Source organism: Clostridium phoceensis (assembly GCF_001244495.1).
Taxonomy (GTDB): domain Bacteria; phylum Bacillota; class Clostridia; order Oscillospirales; family Oscillospiraceae; genus Lawsonibacter; species Lawsonibacter asaccharolyticus.
The window spans coordinates 2580079-2598328 of record NZ_LN866274.1; the positions used below are offsets into that span (position 1 = coordinate 2580079).

General features: G+C 62.7%; 16 protein-coding genes and 1 tRNA gene. 5 read left to right on the plus strand and 12 right to left on the minus strand.

Annotation, left to right across the window (positions count from 1 at the left end):
• From BN1969_RS13340 to BN1969_RS13350, 3 genes are all read right to left on the minus strand, one after another.
• A complete protein-coding gene (locus tag BN1969_RS13340; protein ID WP_050624752.1) occupies window positions 1-393 on the minus strand; it encodes a thioesterase family protein in 393 nt (130 codons plus the stop codon).
• A 79-nt stretch (window positions 394-472) separates the two neighbouring features.
• On the minus strand, window positions 473-1753 hold the full coding sequence (locus BN1969_RS13345) for a LysM peptidoglycan-binding domain-containing protein (RefSeq protein ID WP_050624753.1): 1281 nt from the start codon (window positions 1751-1753) through the stop codon (window positions 473-475).
• Window positions 1754-1768: 15 nt separating this feature from the next.
• Entirely contained in the window at window positions 1769-2509 is a 741-nt protein-coding gene (locus tag BN1969_RS13350; protein WP_050624754.1) for an N-acetylmuramoyl-L-alanine amidase, read from the minus strand.
• A 139-nt stretch (window positions 2510-2648) separates the two neighbouring features.
• Here BN1969_RS13350 and BN1969_RS13355 point away from each other — a divergent pair, with 139 nt between their 5' ends.
• Entirely contained in the window at window positions 2649-3590 is a 942-nt protein-coding gene (locus tag BN1969_RS13355) for a DUF4349 domain-containing protein (RefSeq protein ID WP_050624755.1), read from the plus strand.
• A gap of 198 nt (window positions 3591-3788) precedes the next feature.
• Window positions 3789-4556: a MerR family transcriptional regulator gene (locus BN1969_RS13360; protein WP_050624756.1), complete on the plus strand. Its 768-nt coding sequence runs from the start codon at window positions 3789-3791 to the stop codon at window positions 4554-4556.
• Window positions 4557-4604: 48 nt separating this feature from the next.
• On the opposite strand, the gene BN1969_RS13365 is transcribed toward BN1969_RS13360, so the two are convergent.
• Together BN1969_RS13365 and pckA are read right to left on the minus strand one after the other, a co-directional pair.
• On the minus strand, window positions 4605-5267 hold the full coding sequence (locus BN1969_RS13365; protein WP_050624757.1) for a YoaK family protein: 663 nt from the start codon (window positions 5265-5267) through the stop codon (window positions 4605-4607).
• A 63-nt stretch (window positions 5268-5330) separates the two neighbouring features.
• Window positions 5331-6902: a phosphoenolpyruvate carboxykinase (ATP) gene (gene pckA / locus BN1969_RS13370; RefSeq protein ID WP_050624758.1), complete on the minus strand. Its 1572-nt coding sequence runs from the start codon at window positions 6900-6902 to the stop codon at window positions 5331-5333.
• 224 nt (window positions 6903-7126) lie between these two features.
• Between pckA and BN1969_RS13375 the strand changes: the two genes are divergently transcribed.
• Both BN1969_RS13375 and BN1969_RS13380 read left to right on the plus strand, forming a co-directional pair.
• Complete coding sequence (locus BN1969_RS13375) at window positions 7127-7981, plus strand: GNAT family N-acetyltransferase (protein WP_050624759.1); 855 nt, start codon at window positions 7127-7129, stop codon at window positions 7979-7981.
• Window positions 7971-9185, plus strand: coding sequence for an MFS transporter (locus BN1969_RS13380; protein ID WP_050624760.1), 1215 nt, complete (start codon window positions 7971-7973; stop codon window positions 9183-9185). Before BN1969_RS13375 ends, BN1969_RS13380 begins: the two co-directional genes overlap by 11 nt.
• A gap of 84 nt (window positions 9186-9269) precedes the next feature.
• Here BN1969_RS13380 and rsmA read toward each other — a convergent pair whose 3' ends face one another.
• The 3 genes from rsmA to BN1969_RS13395 form a co-directional block, all read right to left on the minus strand.
• Complete coding sequence (gene rsmA / locus BN1969_RS13385; RefSeq protein WP_050624761.1) at window positions 9270-10130, minus strand: 16S rRNA (adenine(1518)-N(6)/adenine(1519)-N(6))-dimethyltransferase RsmA; 861 nt, start codon at window positions 10128-10130, stop codon at window positions 9270-9272.
• A 94-nt stretch (window positions 10131-10224) separates the two neighbouring features.
• Window positions 10225-10316: transfer RNA gene (locus BN1969_RS13390), tRNA-Ser, on the minus strand.
• A 169-nt stretch (window positions 10317-10485) separates the two neighbouring features.
• Window positions 10486-11532, minus strand: coding sequence for an NADH:flavin oxidoreductase (locus BN1969_RS13395; protein ID WP_050624762.1), 1047 nt, complete (start codon window positions 11530-11532; stop codon window positions 10486-10488).
• A 360-nt stretch (window positions 11533-11892) separates the two neighbouring features.
• Between BN1969_RS13395 and BN1969_RS13400 the strand changes: the two genes are divergently transcribed.
• Window positions 11893-12906, plus strand: coding sequence for a cell wall hydrolase (locus BN1969_RS13400; protein ID WP_050624763.1), 1014 nt, complete (start codon window positions 11893-11895; stop codon window positions 12904-12906).
• A 138-nt stretch (window positions 12907-13044) separates the two neighbouring features.
• Here the strand turns inward: BN1969_RS13400 and BN1969_RS13405 are convergent, their stop codons facing one another.
• The 4 genes from BN1969_RS13405 to BN1969_RS13420 form a co-directional block, all read right to left on the minus strand.
• On the minus strand, window positions 13045-15711 hold the full coding sequence (locus tag BN1969_RS13405) for an ABC transporter permease (protein WP_050624764.1): 2667 nt from the start codon (window positions 15709-15711) through the stop codon (window positions 13045-13047).
• 13 nt (window positions 15712-15724) lie between these two features.
• The gene (locus BN1969_RS13410) at window positions 15725-16393 is read right to left on the minus strand and encodes an ABC transporter ATP-binding protein (RefSeq protein ID WP_050624765.1); all 669 of its coding nucleotides are present in this window, start codon (window positions 16391-16393) and stop codon (window positions 15725-15727) included.
• A 135-nt stretch (window positions 16394-16528) separates the two neighbouring features.
• Window positions 16529-17431: a sensor histidine kinase gene (locus BN1969_RS13415; protein WP_050624766.1), complete on the minus strand. Its 903-nt coding sequence runs from the start codon at window positions 17429-17431 to the stop codon at window positions 16529-16531.
• 1 nt (window position 17432) lies between these two features.
• On the minus strand, window positions 17433-18089 hold the full coding sequence (locus BN1969_RS13420) for a response regulator transcription factor (RefSeq protein WP_050624767.1): 657 nt from the start codon (window positions 18087-18089) through the stop codon (window positions 17433-17435).
• Window positions 18090-18250: the final 161 nt, after the last annotated feature.

Consider the following 18250-nt stretch of genomic DNA (forward strand, 5'->3'; position numbering starts at 1 on the left):
TCAGCCCTCCAGTTTCCGGGCCGCCTTGGCCAGAAAGCGGTCATCCGTGACGATAAAGCGCTGGTGGGTGCCCTCACCGATCTTGCCCGCCTGGTCATAGGCGGCCACCTTCAGCTCGATGCGCTTGCCGTCCACCAGGGTGACCTCGCTCTCCGCCCAGACCCGGATGCCTACGGGGGAGGCGGAGATGTGGGTGATGTTCATGGCAGTGCCCACCGTGCTTTCGCCCGGCGCCAGGTGGGGGGCGATGGAGGTCCAGGCCGCCTTTTCCATCAGAGCGGTCATAAAGGGCGTACCGTAGACGGGCAGAGCGCCAGAGCAGGCGGCCTGAGCGGTATTCGCGTCGGTCACCGTCTCCTCCGCGCGGCCCTTCAGGCCAATTTCAACAGACATGAAAATGTCCTCCTTTGCACAAATGATACCTCATTTTACTACAAAGGAGGACAAAAATCCAGCGGCGGAGAGAAAAATGTTACAGCCCTTCCCGAATGTGATACAGGGCGTTGAGGATCACCCAGTTCTGGGGGAAGGGACGCATCAGGTTCCAGTACCCCACCCCACGCAGGCCGTATTCCGGGACCAGACTCAGCTTGGCCCTGATGCTGCGGGCATCCTCGAACCAGACCTCGTGCTCCTGCCCCCGCTCGTCCACGTACCGGAACCAGGGGGCCTGGACCGACTCGTCGAACCGGATGGCAGCATAGTAGCGGGCGGCCAGGGAGACGGCGTACTGGTTGGAGATGGAGACCGCCTTTCTGGACTGGGAGTAGGGGATCTGCCAGTCATAGCCATAATTCGGGATGCCCAGCAGGAGCTTCTCTGCTGGGATCTCCTTCAGGGCGTACTCGATCACGGTGCGCATGCTGCGGATGGGGGAGATGGCCATAGGGGGACCGTAGGAGTAGCCCCACTCATAGGTCATGAGGAATATCAGATCAGCGGCCCGGCCCAGCCCGGCGTAGTCCATCCCCTCATAGAGCAGACCCGGCTGGTTGGCGTAGGACTTGGGGGCTACAGCCACAAGGACCGGGATGCCCATGGGCGCGGCAAGCTCCCGCAGGCGGGAGATGAAGGACACATAAGACTGGGCATCCTCGGCGTAGATGGATTCAAAGTCCACGTCCAGCCCCTGATAGCTGCGGGCACGGATGACCTCCATCACGTTGGCGGCCAGTTTCTCCTGGATGGCGGGATCGGAGAGGATGATATGGGCCAGCTCCGGCGAGAACATGCCGTCCGGTGTCAGGTTGGTGATGTTCATGATGGGGACCACCCCCATCTGTTTGGCCGCATCCACCAGGGCCACGTCGTCCAGCGGGGTGAGCTCCCCCAGGGCGGTGGCCTCGTAGGAGAAGGGGAGCAGGCCGCTGAGATAGGGGAGGGTGCGCTGGAGCAGGGCGCGGTCGATGTGGGGGTAGGCGTATCCGTTGACGGTGAGGGTCCCCTGTTTCTCCTGGCGGTAGGCGAGGACCAGCTCCTGCCCTGGAAAGATGCGGTCCTCCCCCGCCAGAGAGGGGTTGTTGCGGAGCAGGGTCTTGACAGTCAGGCCGTTGGCCTGAGCGATGGAGAAGAGCGTATCGCCGGAGCGGACCACATAGGTGCGCTCCGGGTACTCGATCACGATGGTCTGTCCCACCACCAGCCGGGAGGGGTCAGGGAGTTGATTGTCCTCCAGCAGACGGGACATGGGCACGCCGTGGGAAAGGGCGATGGAGTACAGGGTATCGCCCGGTTTGACAACATGGATATCCATAGAAACCTCCTTGCATCAGTTCAGCGTCACGAAGCTGTCTTTGGCGTAGCCAATGGTGCCGTTATAGTTGACCAGATACCAGTCCTGCCATTGGTTGATGATGGTGAGGAGCGCACCGTCCGGGGCCTGGGCCAGAACGGGGGCGTCCAGGGAGGGGCGGCTGCGGATATTGAGGGAGCCCCAGTTCACATCCACCATGCCGGAGCGGGCGGGGATCGGAGTCAGGAAGGGCAGTCCGAAGAACTCAGTGACCGAGAGGACCAGGTTGCGGGCGATCTCATCCAAGTTGTTTTTGATCCAGGCGGCGTCGTCCAGGTTGTCGTGGAAGGCCAGCTCCAGGAGGACGGCAGGGGCCCGGACCTTCCGCACTTCGCCCAGCGTTGTGGTGGATACCGCCCGGACCTTGTCCGGCAGGGGGTAGATGGAGCGCAGATTGTTGGCGATGATGTCGGCGGCCCACTTGCCCTGGATGCTGCCGGGGTAATAGAAAGCAATGGAACCTCTGGAAGTGCCGTACTGTCCCTCAGGGGCGGCGTTGGAGTGGAGGGCCAGGTGGAGGTCAAAGTTTCCCGCGTTGGAGGCGGCGATGGAGTCGGCCGCCGTCATACTGGGGGTGTTCCGGTCATACCGGATGCCGGAGGCGTCCAGATAGGGGACCATCTTGTCCGCCAGGAGATTCATGTATTCCTCCTCGGTCCCGCCGTTGACGTAGTAGTTCCACTCCTGTGTGGAGGGGGAGAGATAGATGATAGGCATACGATTACCTCCCGATTTTTTCCCATTCTATGAAAAAAAGGGGGCGGAGGTGCGGAACTTTTTCCAGGCGGAGGCGTCTAATCGGACAGAGAGACCTGATCTTTGCCTTGCGGAAACGATGAAAAGGAGGAGCGATACCATGAAGCGAACCATGAAACGCGCGCTTTTTCCCCTGATGCTGGCCCTGGTCCTGCTGCTGCCCGCCTGCGGAAGCGGCGGCGGGAATGGGGCGCCGGCGGATCAGACTGCCTCCAGCACGCCGGGGGCTGCCGGCGGGGAGACCGCGGAATTTGGCGGGATCTATGAGGTGGAGAGCCCAAGCCAGTCCCCTCAGGAGAGCCCGGTCTACCAGGACCCGGACGCCAAGCTGGTCCGCCGGGCGGAGCTGTATGTGGAGACCACCGAGTTCGACCAGGCGGCTCAGCAGCTGAACGAGATGGTGAATCAGGCGGGGGGCTATTTCGAGAGCGCCGCGGTGGAGGGCGGGAGCTATCGGAACGTGAACGCAAACCGGTATGGCTCCTATGTCATCCGTGTGCCGGAGGATGCCTACACCGGCTTTTTGCAGGATGCAGGGGAGCTGGGCTACCTGGCCAGTAAGACAGAGAGCACAGAGAACATCAGCACCCAGTACTATGACACCGAGGCCCGTCTGAAGACCCTGCGCACCAAGCAGGAGCGGCTCCAGGCCCTTCTGGCGGAAGCAGAGGTGATGGAGGACATCATCTCCCTGGAGAGCGCCCTGAGCGACGTGGAGTATGAGATCGAACAGTACAGCTCCACCATGAATCAGTATGACAGCCTTGTGAGCTTCTCCACCATCGACCTGACCCTTCAGGAGGTGACGAAGGTTACGGAGGAGCCGGGAGAGACCTCCTCGCTGGGAGCCAAAATGGCGGCCGGCTTCTCCGCCAGCCTGGAGGGGCTGGTGGATGGCTTCCAGGGCATGCTAATCTGGATCTCCTACCATGTGTTCGGCCTGGTCGTGCTGGCCGTGATCGCGGCGGCCGGCGTGGTGATCGGGCGGAGCATACTGCGTAAAAAACGGAAGGAGAGCAGAAAGGAAGGACAGGACCAGTAAAGCGGCTAAGATATAAAAGACCAGTGCCCTCTGCCAAGGGCAGAGGGCACTGCAGTTGTGGACAGGGTTCGCGCCCGCAGCCTTGCCGAAAACCGGGGAAAAGGCCACGGGGCGTGACCGCAGAAAAAATGAAAAAACAGACTTGACATTGACGCAGCGTAAACGGGTAGAATGGACTCAGTCAAAGGAGGGACGCCTATGGAATACACCATTCAGAAGCTGGCGGAACTGGCCGGGGTGACCACCCGCACCCTGCGCTGGTACCACCGGATCGGTCTGCTCACGCCCAGCCGCATCGGCGAGAATGGATACCGATATTACGGCGGGGCGGAGGTAGACCGGCTCCAGCAGATCCTGTTTTACCGGGCCCTCGGGGTGGAGCTGGCCCGGATCGGAGCCATTCTGGATGATCCATCCTTTGACCGGCTGGACGCGCTCCGGGGCCATCTGGCCGCCTTGGAAAAGGAAGAGGGGCGTATCCAGGAATTGATCCATACTGTAAAGCGGACGATCCTGTCAGAAGAAAGGAATGAGTTTATGAGCGACGAGGCAAAGTTTGAGGCGTTCAAGCGGCGCGCCGTGGAGGAAAACGAGGCGCGCTACGGGGCGGAGATCCGGGAGAAGTACGGAGACGAGGAGGCGGAGCGGGCCAGCCGGGACATTTTGGACCTGACTCCTGAGCGGTATCAGAGCTGGAAGGACATCGGTGAAGCCATCCAGAGGAAGCTGGAGGAGGCCGTCCGCTCCGGCGCGGACCCGGCAGGGGAGGCCGGCCGAGCGCTGGCGGAGCTGCACCGGGCGTGGCTGTCCTTTGGCAGCAGCCCCTACGATCCGGCCAGGCACCGAGGACTGGCGGAGCTGTATGTACAGGATGAACGCTTTACGGCCTATTATGACAAAAGCGTTCCCGGCTGCGCCCGCTTCCTGCGGGACGCAGTGTTGTCCCACGTTCCGGTGGCAGAGTAATGGAGTGGGCCGCGCCCCCTGCGGGGTGCGGCCCACTTTCCCATTTGGCTATGTGGGGTCCGGCAGCCGGAACATCAGCGCCAGAGAGAGCAGGAGGGGCAGGCAGGCGGCCAGGACCGTCCGCGTCCCAAAGAGGGGGGTGAGCAGTCCGCTGAGGACCGCGCCGGCGACGAAGGAGAGGATCAGCCCGTAATAGACCAGAGTGCTGCGGCCAGAGGTCCCCTCACGGTGGTGGAGCCAGCGGAACAGGTGCTCGGTGCCGCTCCTCAGGTTGCCGGTGCACATGGTGGTGGCGCATCCGCAGCCTGCAAATTTTCGGAAACTCTCGATCTGGATGGCGCTGGTAAAGGCGATGAGCACATTGGCCAGGGCGTCCAGATCTCCCTGAGGCAGGAAGGAGACCACCAGGATGACCAGGCACTCCGCCGCCAGGATGGGCTGCCTCCAGTGGACCCGGCCGGAGCTCAGGCGGCGGCGAAGCCCCTCGGTAGTCAGGACGCCCAGGGCAAAGGCGAGAATGGGAAAGAGGCAGGAGAGGACCCGGCCCAGCTCTCCCTGGGCCAAATGGATGCCCAGCAGGACCAGGTTCCCGGTCTCAGCGGTGGCGAATACCTGTCCCCGGTTCAAATAGGTATAGGAATCCAAGATCCCGCCCGCCAGTGCCAGCAGGAGGCCCACCGGCATGGATTCTGACATCTGATATCGCTTCATGGGTCCACCTCCTCATAGAAATGGGGCGCCGCATCTGCGGCGCCCCATAGAGTTCTGCCAGCTTTACTCGGCGTTGGGGCCGGCTGCCACCACATCGGCAGGCATATGGGTGTACTTCTTGAAGTTCTCCACAAAGGACTTGGCCAGCTCCTTGGCCTTGGCCTCGTAACCGGCGGTGTCGTCCCCCCACTGCTTGGCGGGGATCATCTGCTCGTCGGGCACACCGGGGCAGGAGGTAGGCACTTGAACGCCGAAGTAGGGGTCGGTGACGAACTCCGCTTTTTCCAGCTCGCCGTTGAGGGCGGCGGTGACCATAGCGCGGGTGTACTTCAGATTCATGCGCTTGCCGCTGTTGCCGCACCAGCCGGTGTTGACCAGATAGACGTTGGCGCCGGACTTGGCCACCTTCTCAGCCAGCATCCCGGCATAGACGGAGGGGTCCAGAGGCATGAACGGGGCGCCGAAGCAGGTGGAGAAGGTGGGCACGGGGGAGGTGATGCCCCGCTCGGTGCCCGCCAGCTTGCTGGTGAAGCCGGAGACAAAGTAGTACATGGCCTGCTTCTCGTTCAGCTTGGAGATGGGGGGCATGACGCCGTAGGCGTCGGCGGTGAGGAAGATCACCGTTTTGGGGGTGCCGCCGATGCCGGGGATGGCGGCATTGGGGATATAGTCCACGGGGTAGCCCACGCGGGTGTTCTCAGTCAGGCTGCCGTCGGAGTAGTCGGGGACGCGGGTCTCCTCGTCCATGATGACGTTCTCCACCAAGGCGCCGAACTTGATGGCCCGGAAGATCTCGGGCTCCCGCTCCTCGGTCAGGTCAATGCACTTGGCGTAGCAGCCGCCCTCGAAATTAAAGACAGAGTCATCCGCCCAGCCGTGCTCGTCATCGCCAATGAGCTTGCGGTTGGGATCGGCGGACAGGGTGGTCTTGCCGGTGCCGGACAGGCCGAAGAAGATGGCGGAGTCCCCGGCCTCACCGATGTTGGCGGAGCAGTGCATGGGGAAGACGCCCTCCTTGGGCATGAGGTAGTTCATGACGGAGAAGACCGACTTCTTGATCTCACCGGCGTACTGGCTGCCTGCGATGAGCACCATCTTCTTCTCATAGTCGATCATGATGGCGGCCTCCGAGTTCACATGGTCCCGCTCAGGGATGCACTTAAAGCCGGGGGCGCAGATGATGGTGAAGTCAGGCTTGTAATTGGCAAGCGCCTCTTCCGTGGGACGCAGCAGAAGCTGGTGGATGAAAAGGTTCTGGCTGGCCAGCTCGTTGATCACCCGGAAAGCTTTGGTGTATTTGGGGTCCGCACCGGCAAAGCCGTCAAAGATAAAGATCTCCCGGTTCTGGAGATAGGCCACCATTTTCTCATACAAGGCGTCAAAGACCTCCTGGGTGGTGGGGACGTTGACCTTGCCCCAGGCGATCTCGTCATGGACACCGGCGGAGTCCACGATGAACTTGTCGTTGGGAGAGCGTCCGGTATATTTCCCGGTGTTGACGCACAGGGCGCCCGTGGAATTCAGCTTGCCCTCGCCCCGGGCCAGCGCCTTCTCCACCAGAATGGCAGGGGAGAGGTTCCGATACACAGCGCTGGGGCTGATAATGCCCAGCTGTTCCAGTCCATAAGTTTCCATGGGGCAATCCTCCTATTTTCAACAAAATTTCTTGGAAAATTTCGTGAAAATATTATACTCCATTTTCCGAAGAATGGCAAGGGCAAGTTTTTCAGGAGCTCATCAGGGCCAAAACAAGTCAGGCTGCACCCTTACATTTTGGAGGAAAATTTTAAAACCGCAAGAATGAGGAAGCCATTTTCCATGAAATCTGTTATCATACCATCCAGAGAGGAGGGGCTTCAATGGAAGACAGAGCGGTCCGTGGGATACAGACCGTCATCAGGTATATCGAGAGCCGCCTGGGCGGCAGGCTGGAACTGGAGACGGTGGCGGAGGCGGTCCACTACTCCAAATACCACCTGCACCGCATGTTCACAGAGACGGTGGGAATGACGCTTCATGACTATGTGCAGCGCCGCCGGCTCACTGAGGCGGCCAAGCTGCTGGCTTTTTCCCGACGGCCCATCAGCCAGATCGCTCTGCAGTGCGGATACGAGAGCCAGCAGTCCTTCTCCCAGGCGTTTAAGAGCATGTACAAGGCGCCTCCTGCGGCTTACCGGGCGGCTGGGAACTTCTATCCCCTCCAGCTGCCCTTTACCCTCCGTATGGAGAGGGGCAGGGAAGCGTTCAGAAAGGAGGAGATCCGGCTGGCAGAAGAGAGAGATATCCCTGCCTGGATGGAGCTGATGCGTCTGGTGATCGACGGCTATCCCGCCATGGACGAGGGGGCGTATCTGGAGCAGCTGCGGGAGAGCATTCGCGCCGGACACGCCCTGGTCCTGGGGGAGGGTGACACCTTGGCGGGGGCTCTGGCCTTCTCCACGGGGCCGGGACGCATCGAGTTTCTGGGGGTGCACCCCCAGTACCGGAGGCGGGGGCTCCAGCGGCTGTTTCTGGACGTACTGACGGAGACCTGTCTGCCCGATCAGCAGATCAGCACCACCACCTACCGGGAACGGGACAGGGCGGACACGGGGCACCGGGCCCTGCTGCTGGAACTGGGCTTTGCCCAGCGTGAGCTGTTGACGGAGTTCGGCTACCCCACCCAGCGCCTGGTGCTCCTTCCCCGGGGAGAGGAGGGGCGGGATGACAGATAACAGACAGCCCTCCGGATGGCGAAAAAGGGCTCTGCTCTTTCTGACCAGCCAGTGCATCACCCTGTTCGGCTCCACCCTGGTGCAGATGGCCCTGGTCTGGTACGCGGCTATGGAGACCGCCAGCGGCGGGTGGGTGGCCGCCTTCTCTGTCTGCTCCTATCTGCCACAGTTTCTGGTCTCCTTTTTAGGCGGTGTTTGGGCGGACCGGTACAACAGAAAGGCACTCATCATCGGAGCGGATGTCCTGATTGCCTGCGCCACCTTGGCTATGATCCCTGCGCTTCCCCACATCCCGTCGGGCCCGGCCCTGCTGGGCGGCCTGCTGGTCATGTCGCTCCTCCGTTCCCTGGGGGCCGGCATCCAGGCCCCGGCGGTGAACGCGGCCATTCCCCAGCTGGTCCCGGAGGACCAGCTCATGCGGTACAACGGCCTCAATGCCGCCATGCAGTCGCTGGTGAATTTCGCCGCCCCGGCGGCGGCAGGCGCTGTATTCGCGGTGAGTGATCTGCGCACCACCCTGATAATCGATGTGGTGACGGCGGTCGTGGGGACAGGTCTGCTGTCCTGCCTGGCGCTGCCCGGACAGAGAGGGACTAGGGAGCGGTCTCCCCTCCTGGCTGATATCCGTGCCGGGGTGAGCTGTGCTTTCTCCCACAGGCTGGCGGGGAGGCTGCTGGTACTATACGGGCTGGTCACCTTTTTCTGCGTGCCAGGGGGGTATCTGGCGGGCCTCTTTGTCCGGCGGACCTTTGGGGAGACCTATTGGCATCTTACAGCGGTGGAGCTGGCCGGCTTTGCGGGGATGATAGCAGGAGGAGTGCTGATGAGCACCTGGGGCGGCTTCCGGCGCAGGGGGAGGACCCTGACGGCGGGCCTGCTGGCTTTTGGCGTCCTGGCGGCAGGGATGGGGCTGTCCCGGCACTTTGTCCCTTATCTGGGGCTGATGGCGCTGTACGGGACAGCACTGACGGTGGTGCAGACGGCGATCACCACCATGCTTCAGGAGCACACAGAGGCGGACATGCAGGGCAGGGTGTTCGGACTGCTCAGCACCATGTACGCCGGGTGCCTGCCTTTGGGCATGGCCATCTTTGGCCCCCTGGCCGATGTGGTCTCTCTGCGGTGGATCATGGCAGGGGCGGGGGGCGCCATCCTCGCGGCCGCGGCTGCGGTGGGCACCGACCACCGGATGCGGGCGGTGTGAACCCAATAGAGACCGGGCCTTCCCGTCTGGGAAGGCCCGGTCTCTATTGGCGCACACTGTGTTTCAGAAATAGGACGCAGGGGCTCATTGGGGCTGGGCCCGCAGGGCCTTCGAGAGGGCTGCGAACTCCGGGATGCCAAGCCGTTCCCCGCGGACGTCCGGGGCGAGGCCGCAGATCCGGATAGCCTCCTGGATGTCCTCTTTCGTGTACAGGCCGGACAGGGAGGAGGTGAGGCTGTTGGCCAGGGTCTTTCGGCGCTGGGCGAAGGCGGCCCGGACCACCCGAAAGAAGTGGGCCTCGTCATCCACCTCGGCCGGGGCGGGCCGGGGCGTCATCCGCAGGACGGCGGAGGTCACCTTGGGTGCGGGGATAAAGCAGGAGGGGGGGACCTCGAAGAGCAGCTCCGGGGCGGTGTGGTACTGGCAGAAGACGGAGAAGGCCCCGTAATCCGGTGTCCCAGGCCGGGCGCAGATACGCAGGGCTACCTCTCGCTGAATCATGACGGTGATGGCGGCGAAGACCCCCGCCTGGATCAGGGCGGTGATGGCGGGGGAGGTAATATTATAAGGAAGATTGGCACAGGCCAGCGGCGTAAGGCCGGGGAACTTTTCCGCTGTCAGGGCAGCCAGATCAGTCTTCAGGATGTCTCCTGGAACGATCTCCACATTTTCCCGGCCGGCCATGGTCTCTGACAGGATGGGGAGGAGGGACCGGTCCAGTTCCACAGAGACCACTCGCCCGGCCCGCCGGGAGAGCTCCTGGGTGAGGGGGCCGATGCCGGGGCCCACCTCCAGCACACCGCAGGAAGGGGAGGCGCCGGATGCCTCCGCAATGTCCCGGGGCACCCAGTCCTCCACCAGAAAATTCTGCCCCATGGACTTGGAGAAGTGAAAGCCGTGCCGGGACAACAAGGCCTTGATTTGCTGGATGTCGCACAGATCCATAAGAGATCCCTCCTGAAGTGGGTGGGGCGAGGCGGCGGAGCGCCCGCCTGGAAAGATAAAAAATCGCCGGAGCAAAGCGGACTTTGCTCCGGCGTGGCGGAGAGAGAGGGATTCGAACCCTCGAACGGGTATTAGCCGTTACACGATTTCCAATCGTGCGCCTTCGACCAGCTCAGCCATCTCTCCATGGCGCTGTCTGCGGTCGACCGTGACAGCAAAATGTATTATACCAGCTTTTCCGCTGGAGTCAAGTCCTTTTTTCTATTTTTTTCTGTTTTCTTTTTTAAGGGCGGGGACCGGCGGGCAAAAGTGTGAGCGGGCCCGCTCCCGATCCGGGGAACGGGCCCGGGGAAAGTCAGGTGGGGTAGGGGCCGAACACCGCCTCCAGCTGGGGGATGACTTCGGTATGGAGCACACAGCGCACCGGGCGCTGGCGGTACACATTGTAGCAGTGGTTGCAGGCCAGGCAGGGGCTCTCTGTCTGGCCTTTTTCCATCCGCTCCACGAAGTCGGGCTGACAGATCAGCGCCCTGGAGAGGGAGACAAAGGGGGCACCGGCGGCCAGCACCTTTTCTGCCGCAGCGCGGGAAAAGACGCCTCCCACCGGGAAGATGGGTACGGTGAGGCCTTCCCAGGCAGCCAGCAGGCGGTCCAGGAAGAAGGGGGTCTTCTGCCCGTCCCGGCGGGCCATGTCCAGGCCGCTGAGCTCGATGCCGTCCACGCCGGCGGACTGGAAGAGCCGGAGCAGGGCAGGCAGGTCATCACAGCTGTCGTTGTCCACCTTGACCAGGAGGGCAAAGCGGGGACCACAGGCGTCCCGGATAGCCAGCAGGACCCGGCGGATCAACCGGAACCGATTCTCCAGGCTGCCGCCATAGGCATCCTCCCGGTGGTTCCACCGGAGGTTCAGGAAGCTGGAGAGCAGATAATTGTGGGCACAGTGGACCTGGACCCCATCAAAGCCCGCCATCTGGGCCGTCCGGGCCGCATGGCGGAACTGTTCCACCAGCCTGTCCAGCAGCTGGGGCGTGAGATCGCCGGGGGAGAGGGGCGGCCGCCCGTTGACGCCGGGGCGCGCCTTCCCGCCGCTGTGGCTGATCTGGGCAATGAGCAGGGCCCAGTGCTGGTGGACCCGCTGGGCGGCCAGAGAGAGGAGGGCGGGGTCCGTCTCCTGATCCAGCACCGCCTGCCCCTCATCTGCCCGCTGGTCCCGGTCCACCGACAGGTGGCCCGTGATGATGATGCCCACTCCACCCCGGGCCAGCGCCTCCAGGGAGTCCACCCAGGCGGGAGTGATCTGTCCACTGGGATCGGAGAGGTGCTCGTTGGTGGCGGAACGCACGGTCCTGTTTTTGGATATGAGCGGGCCCAGCTCCGCAGTCTCGAACAGCGAATAGGCCATAAGAACGCCTCCTTTTTTCTCAATTGTACCCGGAAAAAAGGGGATGTCAAGGAATTATCAGAGGAAAAGGCCAAAGGTGGACGTGCCTGGCGGGTAGGAAGACAGCGAGTAATGGGCAGAAAGGCAGAAGAGCACGGATGTAAAAATGCGTCAGAGGAGGGGGAAAGAGGGCTTAACCGGTCATTCTAAGGCTTATACTAGGAATATTCCGAAAAAATGCACAAGATTTCAGAGAGAACTCTAGTCAATTTTGCCCTTGCGCCTGTTTGAGGAATTGGTTACAATGTGGTAACAAAAGTAACAAAAACGTTGCTTTTGGTGTCACCGTTTCGACACAAATTGTAATAGGGAGTGAAGACAATGAAACGCAAGCTGTTTTCAACACTGCTGTGCGCATTTGCCTTGCTCCTCCTGATGGGCGCCGGTGTGGAGCAGGACTCCGCCGCCGCGGCCATTGTGATCGAGGAGGAGAGCGCCTCCGCCGACGGATCGGCGCAGGTGCTTGAGACCGGAATCCAGACCGGTATCGAAGCGCAGGATACAGAAGAGATCTCCGCTGACGAGATATATTTGGAGGCGATCAATTCCGACGGGACCCAGACCTCGGTCACGGCCGAGCCCGCTGTGGCCCTGGACCACACCCTGCTGGTGAACGGCCAGCCCGTCCCCGCGGACATGGGAAAGACTGTGGAGCAGGGGACCACCTATGTGGCGCTGGCCGCCATGGCTCAGACCCTGGACCCCAGCGTGACCATCACCTGGGATGGGGGCTCCAGCACCGCTGCGGTCCAGAGCGCCGTTCTGGACCTGACGGCCAAGGTGGGCCAGCAGTATCTGGTGGCCAACGGCCGCTATCTCTATGTCCCCGAGGGCGTCCGCATGGAGGCCGGGCGGGTAGTCGTCCCGCTGAAGGAGCTGGTCAAGGCCTTTGATGCCAAGCTGAGCTGGGACCCGGCAGACGGGACCACCTCCATCACCACGGGGAGCGGCGGCATCGCCTCCGGCGACTCCTTCTACAACCAGGACGACCTGTTCTGGCTGTCCCGCGTGGTCTACGCGGAGAGCGGGAACCAGAGCCTGGATGGTAAGATCGCCGTGGCCAACGTAGTCCTGAACCGGGTCAAGAGCCCGATCTTCCCCAATACCATCGAAGGAGTGCTGGCCCAGAAGAACCAGTTCCCCACCTACGGGTCCGGCAGCCTGGCCAAGCGCACCCCCAACGAGGGCAGCATCATCGCCGCCAAGCTGGCGATGGACGGCGCCGTGGTGGAGGAGGCCGCCGGGGCGCTCTACTTTGACTCAGCTTCCAACAGCTGGGCTTCCCGGAACAAAACACATATCACCACCATCGGGGGCCATAAGTTCTATGGCTGAGCCCTGATGGACAGGAGGAGCCGCTCGATCCCGGCTCCTCCTTTTTGTCATCTCCCCATCCGGTGGGCCCTATGGAGAGATATACAACGGGACAGCTCCTCCGCACAGGCGGAGGAGCTGTCCCGTTGTATGGTTTGGTCAGTTGTCTGACTCCCGCAGGCGCTCCACCACGGTGTGTTTGGAGATGGAGCGGTACACCGCCAGGGGGACCAGGGCGCCCAGCAGGGCAAACACCGGAGCCACCGCCAGGATGGGGGCCAGGGTGAAGCGGTAGGTGAAGAACCAGAACATGCTCTGAAGGGCGGAGAAGGCCAGGGGGCCCAGGACCACCGCCAGGACCAGGGACAGGAGCACAGAGCTCAGGGCGTACAGCAGGCCCTCACAGACCAGCATGGTCTTCAGCTGCTTTCCGGTCATGCCGATGGACTGGAGGACGGCCATCTCGCGTTTCCTGGTGATGATGCCGGTGAGGATGGCGTTGAAGAAGTTCAGCACCCCTACCAGGCCCACGATGCCGCTGAGGGCCCCGCCCAGCAGCAGGAACATGGATCGCATCCCCTCAAACTCCGCGGCGTAAGTGGACTTGCTCTCATAGTCGAACTGGGGATTCACATTTTCCGTGTAGTCCGCCAGGAAGGACTCCATGGCGGCGTTGGCCTCATCCGTGGTGTCGAAGGCATAGTACATGACGCTGTCCGTGCCCGTGTCCTGGATGAAGGTCTGGTCGTTCATGATGAACTCATCCGCGCCGTAATAGCGGTAGCTCAGGGCCATGGGCACGGTCACCAGGGCGGCCACCTCGTACTCCACGTCCCGGTACTTCACCGCCCGGTCCACCCAGTTGGCACCATCGGGCACGTTCTCCCATGGGCCGTACACCTCTCCGGTGTCGGGATTATAGTACTCATATTCCTCCACATACCGGATGGTGACGGTGTCCCCCAGCCGGGCCCAGTGGGAGCCCAACTCGGGCCGGCCGTAGTCGTCATCGCTGTACACAGCGGCTACATACCGCCCGCCGGGTTCACTGAGCTTGGACAGGTCTCCCTCCAGCACCGTCAGGTGGTCCAGGGGGAACTGCTCCATGCCGTAGAGCTGCACCCGGTCGGCCAGCAGGCCCTCCTCATTGCGGTCCTTGAAGTGGACCATGCTGTCCAGCTGCTCGGGGGTGTTCCAGCGGCTCCAGACGGAGCGGTAGTACTCCTCGGTGACGAACTCCAGCGCAGCGGAGGTCTTTCCGTAGACCAAGCCGCCGCCGGTGATGCCGCCCTGGGCGTCGATGGCGGCGATCACGTCCTCCGTCACGTCCATCTCGTCGTTATAGGCGTCGCCGCCGGTCTGAAACTGGCCCGCGTCGGCCACGATGAAGTCGCTGGCAGTGAAGTTGGAGACATACTTGTCCATGTCAAAGCCCTGAGTGAAGGTGACCGTCACGGTGAGCAGCACCACCGCCAGGGACAGAGAGAGGACGGTGACCGCCGTCTTGCCCCGGCTGCGGCCCAGGTTGGCCCAGGCCATGGAGAAGAGGGAGACGCCCTTGGCTCTGCGCTTGGCTCTGCGTTTCAGGTTCCCGCCCTCGGTGTAGCGCACCGCCTCGATGGGGGAGACCCGGGCGGCCATTTTTCCCGGCTTGCGGCAGGAGAGAAGAACGGTCACCAGGGAAAACAGGGTGGAGGCCGCAAAAATGATCGGGTCCATTGACACCACATTGGACACCCCGTTCACCTGCCGGACGATCACCGGCGTCAGCTGTCCGCCGATGAGCCAGCCCAGCACCAGCCCCAGGGGGATGCCCGCCAGGGACAGGGCCAGGGCCTGATGCCGGATGATGCGCCGCAGCTGCCGGGGGGTGGTGCCGATGGTCTTCAGCAGGCCATAGAAGCGGATGTCGTTGGTGACGGAGATCTGGAACACATTGTAAATGATGAGGTAGCCGGTGAAGATGATGAGCAGCAGCACCGCGCAGATGGCGATGAAGGTGGCGGGGTCCATGCTGCCGGACAGCTGGGCGCCGGTGTAGCCCCAGTTGACGCCGGTATGGATATAGCCCGGCTGCGCGGAGCTCTCGGCCTGATAGCCATGGTTTTCCAGGATCTGGTCCAGGTCGCCTGCAATATTTCGGGCCCCATTTTTCAGCATCACATCCATGTTATAGGTCCCGGTCATGCCGTCCGTGGTCTGCCCGGGCACCACGCCGGTCTCCGTCAGGATGGCGTCCGCCCGGCTCTCCGGGATCAGAATGTGGTTGGCCACAATGGCCTCGTCATATTCCCACCAGCCGCACAGGGTGAAAGTCTGGGTGGTCTCATGGCCGTCCACGTCAAAGGTGAGCGTGAACTTGGCGCCGATCTCCGGCGTGACCCCCATCAGCTCCAGCACATGGGTGTCCGTGGCGGCCTCATCGGTGCCCTCCTGGGGCAGGCGCCCCTCAACCGGGTCGCAGTACATCCAGTGGGCCTCGTTGGCATCGGAGTAGCCCACCTCCACATGGCTTTTGTTGAAGGGCACCTCACTGGGCATGCCCACAAAGCGCCGCAGACCCCACTGGTCGATGAGGGGGTCGTCCTTCAATTCGTGAAACTGCTCCTCTGTCAGGTACTTGAACCCGCCGTGGGAGAAGCCGCCCACTTGGCGGAAGTTGTTCTGCTGGATGCCGTCGTTGATGGACATGGCGATGGTGAACAGGGAGGTGAAGAGCACCGTGGTCAAGGCGATGGCCAGCACCGCGATCAGGTTCCGGGTGCGGTTGGCTCGCAGGCTCTTACGGGAGAGATCTCGGATACACTTGCCGTTGGAGACGTTCATGGAATCCACCCCCTCAGCGCTTGACGATCCTGCCGTCCTCAATGCGGACGATGCGGTCGGCCATCTGGGCGATCTCCTCGTTGTGGGTGATCATCACCATGGTCTGGGCGAACTTCTGCCCGGTGACCTTCATCAGGGAGAGCACGTCCTGACTGGTTTTGGAGTCCAGGTTGCCTGTGGGCTCGTCGGCCAGGATGATAGCGGGCTTGGTGGCCAGAGCCCGGGCGATGGCCACGCGCTGCTGCTGTCCCCCAGAGAGCTGGCTGGGCAGGTTCTCGAGCTTCTGCTCCAGCCCCAGGGCCTCGATGACCTGATTTACATAAGACTGGTCCACCTTGCCGCCGTCCAGCTGGATGGGCAGGACGATGTTTTCATACACGCTCAGCACCGGCACCAGATTATAGGACTGGAACACGAAGCCGATCTTCCGTCGGCGGAAGATGGTCAACTCCTCGTCCTTCAGGGAGAAGATGTCCTTCCCGTCCACCAGCACAGCGCCGCTGGTGGGCCGGTCCAGCCCTCCCAGCATGTGGAGCAGGGTGGACTTGCCGGAGCCGGAGGTGCCCACGATGGCCACGAACTCCCCGTTTTCCACGCTCAGGTCCACCCCATCCAGGGCCTTCACCTGGGTGTCGCCGCTGCCGTAAAATTTTCTCAGATCCTTGGTCTCCAAAATTGTCATGTTGATCGCTCCTTATGGATAAAAATGGGCGCTGCCCTTGTTGACAGTGCCCATTCTAGCAAAAGATCCTTTCCACACTCTTTCTGAAATCTTTCAGAGCTGAAAGATTTCAGGGGCGGGGCCGCGGGGGAGCCGTCACTCCAGTGGCAGATAGAGGGAGAAGGTGCTGCCCTTTCCCGGCTGAGAGGACACCCGGATATAGCCCCCCTCGCTGGTCAGGATGCGGCGGGTGAGGTAGAGGCCCAGCCCCAGCCCTTCCTGCTCCCGGACGGCGGCCCCCCGGTAAAAGCGGGAGAAGATCTGGGCCTGCTCCTCCTCCGGGATGCCGGGGCCGGTGTCTGAGACCTGGATGCAGCAGAACATATGGTAGGCGGTGACGGACAGGGTCACTGTCCCGCCGGGCGGGGTATATTTCAAGGCGTTGTCCAGAACATTGTAAAGGGCTTCCGCCGTCCACTTGGAGTCAAAGCGGGCCGCGCCTTCCCAGGGCAGGACAGTGAGGGAAATGCCACGCTGTCCGGCGGCGGCCAGCCCCTGCGCGGCCGCCCCATCCAGCAGGGGCTGGATGGGGTGAGGTGCTGGGGACAGAGTGAGGATGCCGTTGTCCAGCCGGGAGGACTTGACTAAAGCATCCACCAGGAAGGAGAGTTTCTCCGCCTGGGTCTTCAGGGCCTCGGCCTGGGCCCGCTGTTCCGGGGTCAGCTCGCTCTCCGCCATCAGGGAGGCGTACAGCAGCAGATTGGCGATGGGGGTCTTGGTCTGGTGGGACACGTCGGCGATCAGAGCCGCGATCTTGCTCTTTTCCTCCGCCAGATTCCGGGCGGAGGAGGCGGAGCCGTTGAGGAACCGGGACATCTTGGACTCCAGGGCGGAGGGGACGGACTCATCGAAGGAGCTCTCCAAAAAGCTCCCATCGATGGCCCGGTCCAGCATCCGGTCCATGCGTTCCAACTGACGCCGGGCGCGCAGCCACTGGGACAGACCAAAGAGCAGGCCGGCCGCCGCCAGCCCCATGCAGAGGATCAGCTTCCAGTCCATCTCAGTCCACCGCCCACTGATAGCCCAGGCCGTACACGGTGCGGATGGGGGCGTCCGCCAGCTTGGCGCGCAGGCGGTTCACCGCCACGGAAAGGGCGTTTTCGTCCACGAATTCGCCGCCGTCCCACACCCGGTCCAGCAGCACCTCCCGGGACAGGGTCTGTCCCCGGTGCTCCACCAGCAGGCGCAGCAGCCGCTGCTCCGTCTTGGACAGCTCCAACGGCACGCCGTCCCTGGCAAAGACCATGGCGTCAAAGTCGAACAGGAACGGGGGGAGCTCCAGTGCGGCGGGGGCAGGACGGCTGCGCCGGAGCAGGCTGTTCACCCGGGCGCGCAGCACCGCCAGGGAGAAGGGCTTGGTCACATAGTCATCCGCCCCCAGCTCCAGACCGGTCACCTGGTCCATCTCCAGATCGTTGGCCGTCAGGATCAGCACCGGCAGGGCGGAGCGGTCCCGCAGCCGGGAGAGCAGGTCCAGGCTGTTCCCGTCGGGCAGGTTCAGGTCCAGGATGAGCAGGTCAAAGGTCCGCTCCGCCAGCTCCCGCTCCGCCTGGCCGATGGTGCCGGCCTGGACGAACTGGCGCCCTTCCTGGCCCAGTGCCAGGCGGATGCCCTGGCTGAGGGCAGGGTCGTCCTCCACGATGAGGATCTGATGCATGAGATATCACCACTTATCTGTTGATCCGCCTCCCCGGACCCCGCCGGGGGGCGGTGCTATTGTACCATGGGCCGGTCCGAGTGACAAGGGCCGGGGCGGCCGCCCGGACCCAGATCTGTCCGGAAATCCCCGCCCGCCCCTTGACAAAGAAAACGGCGTGT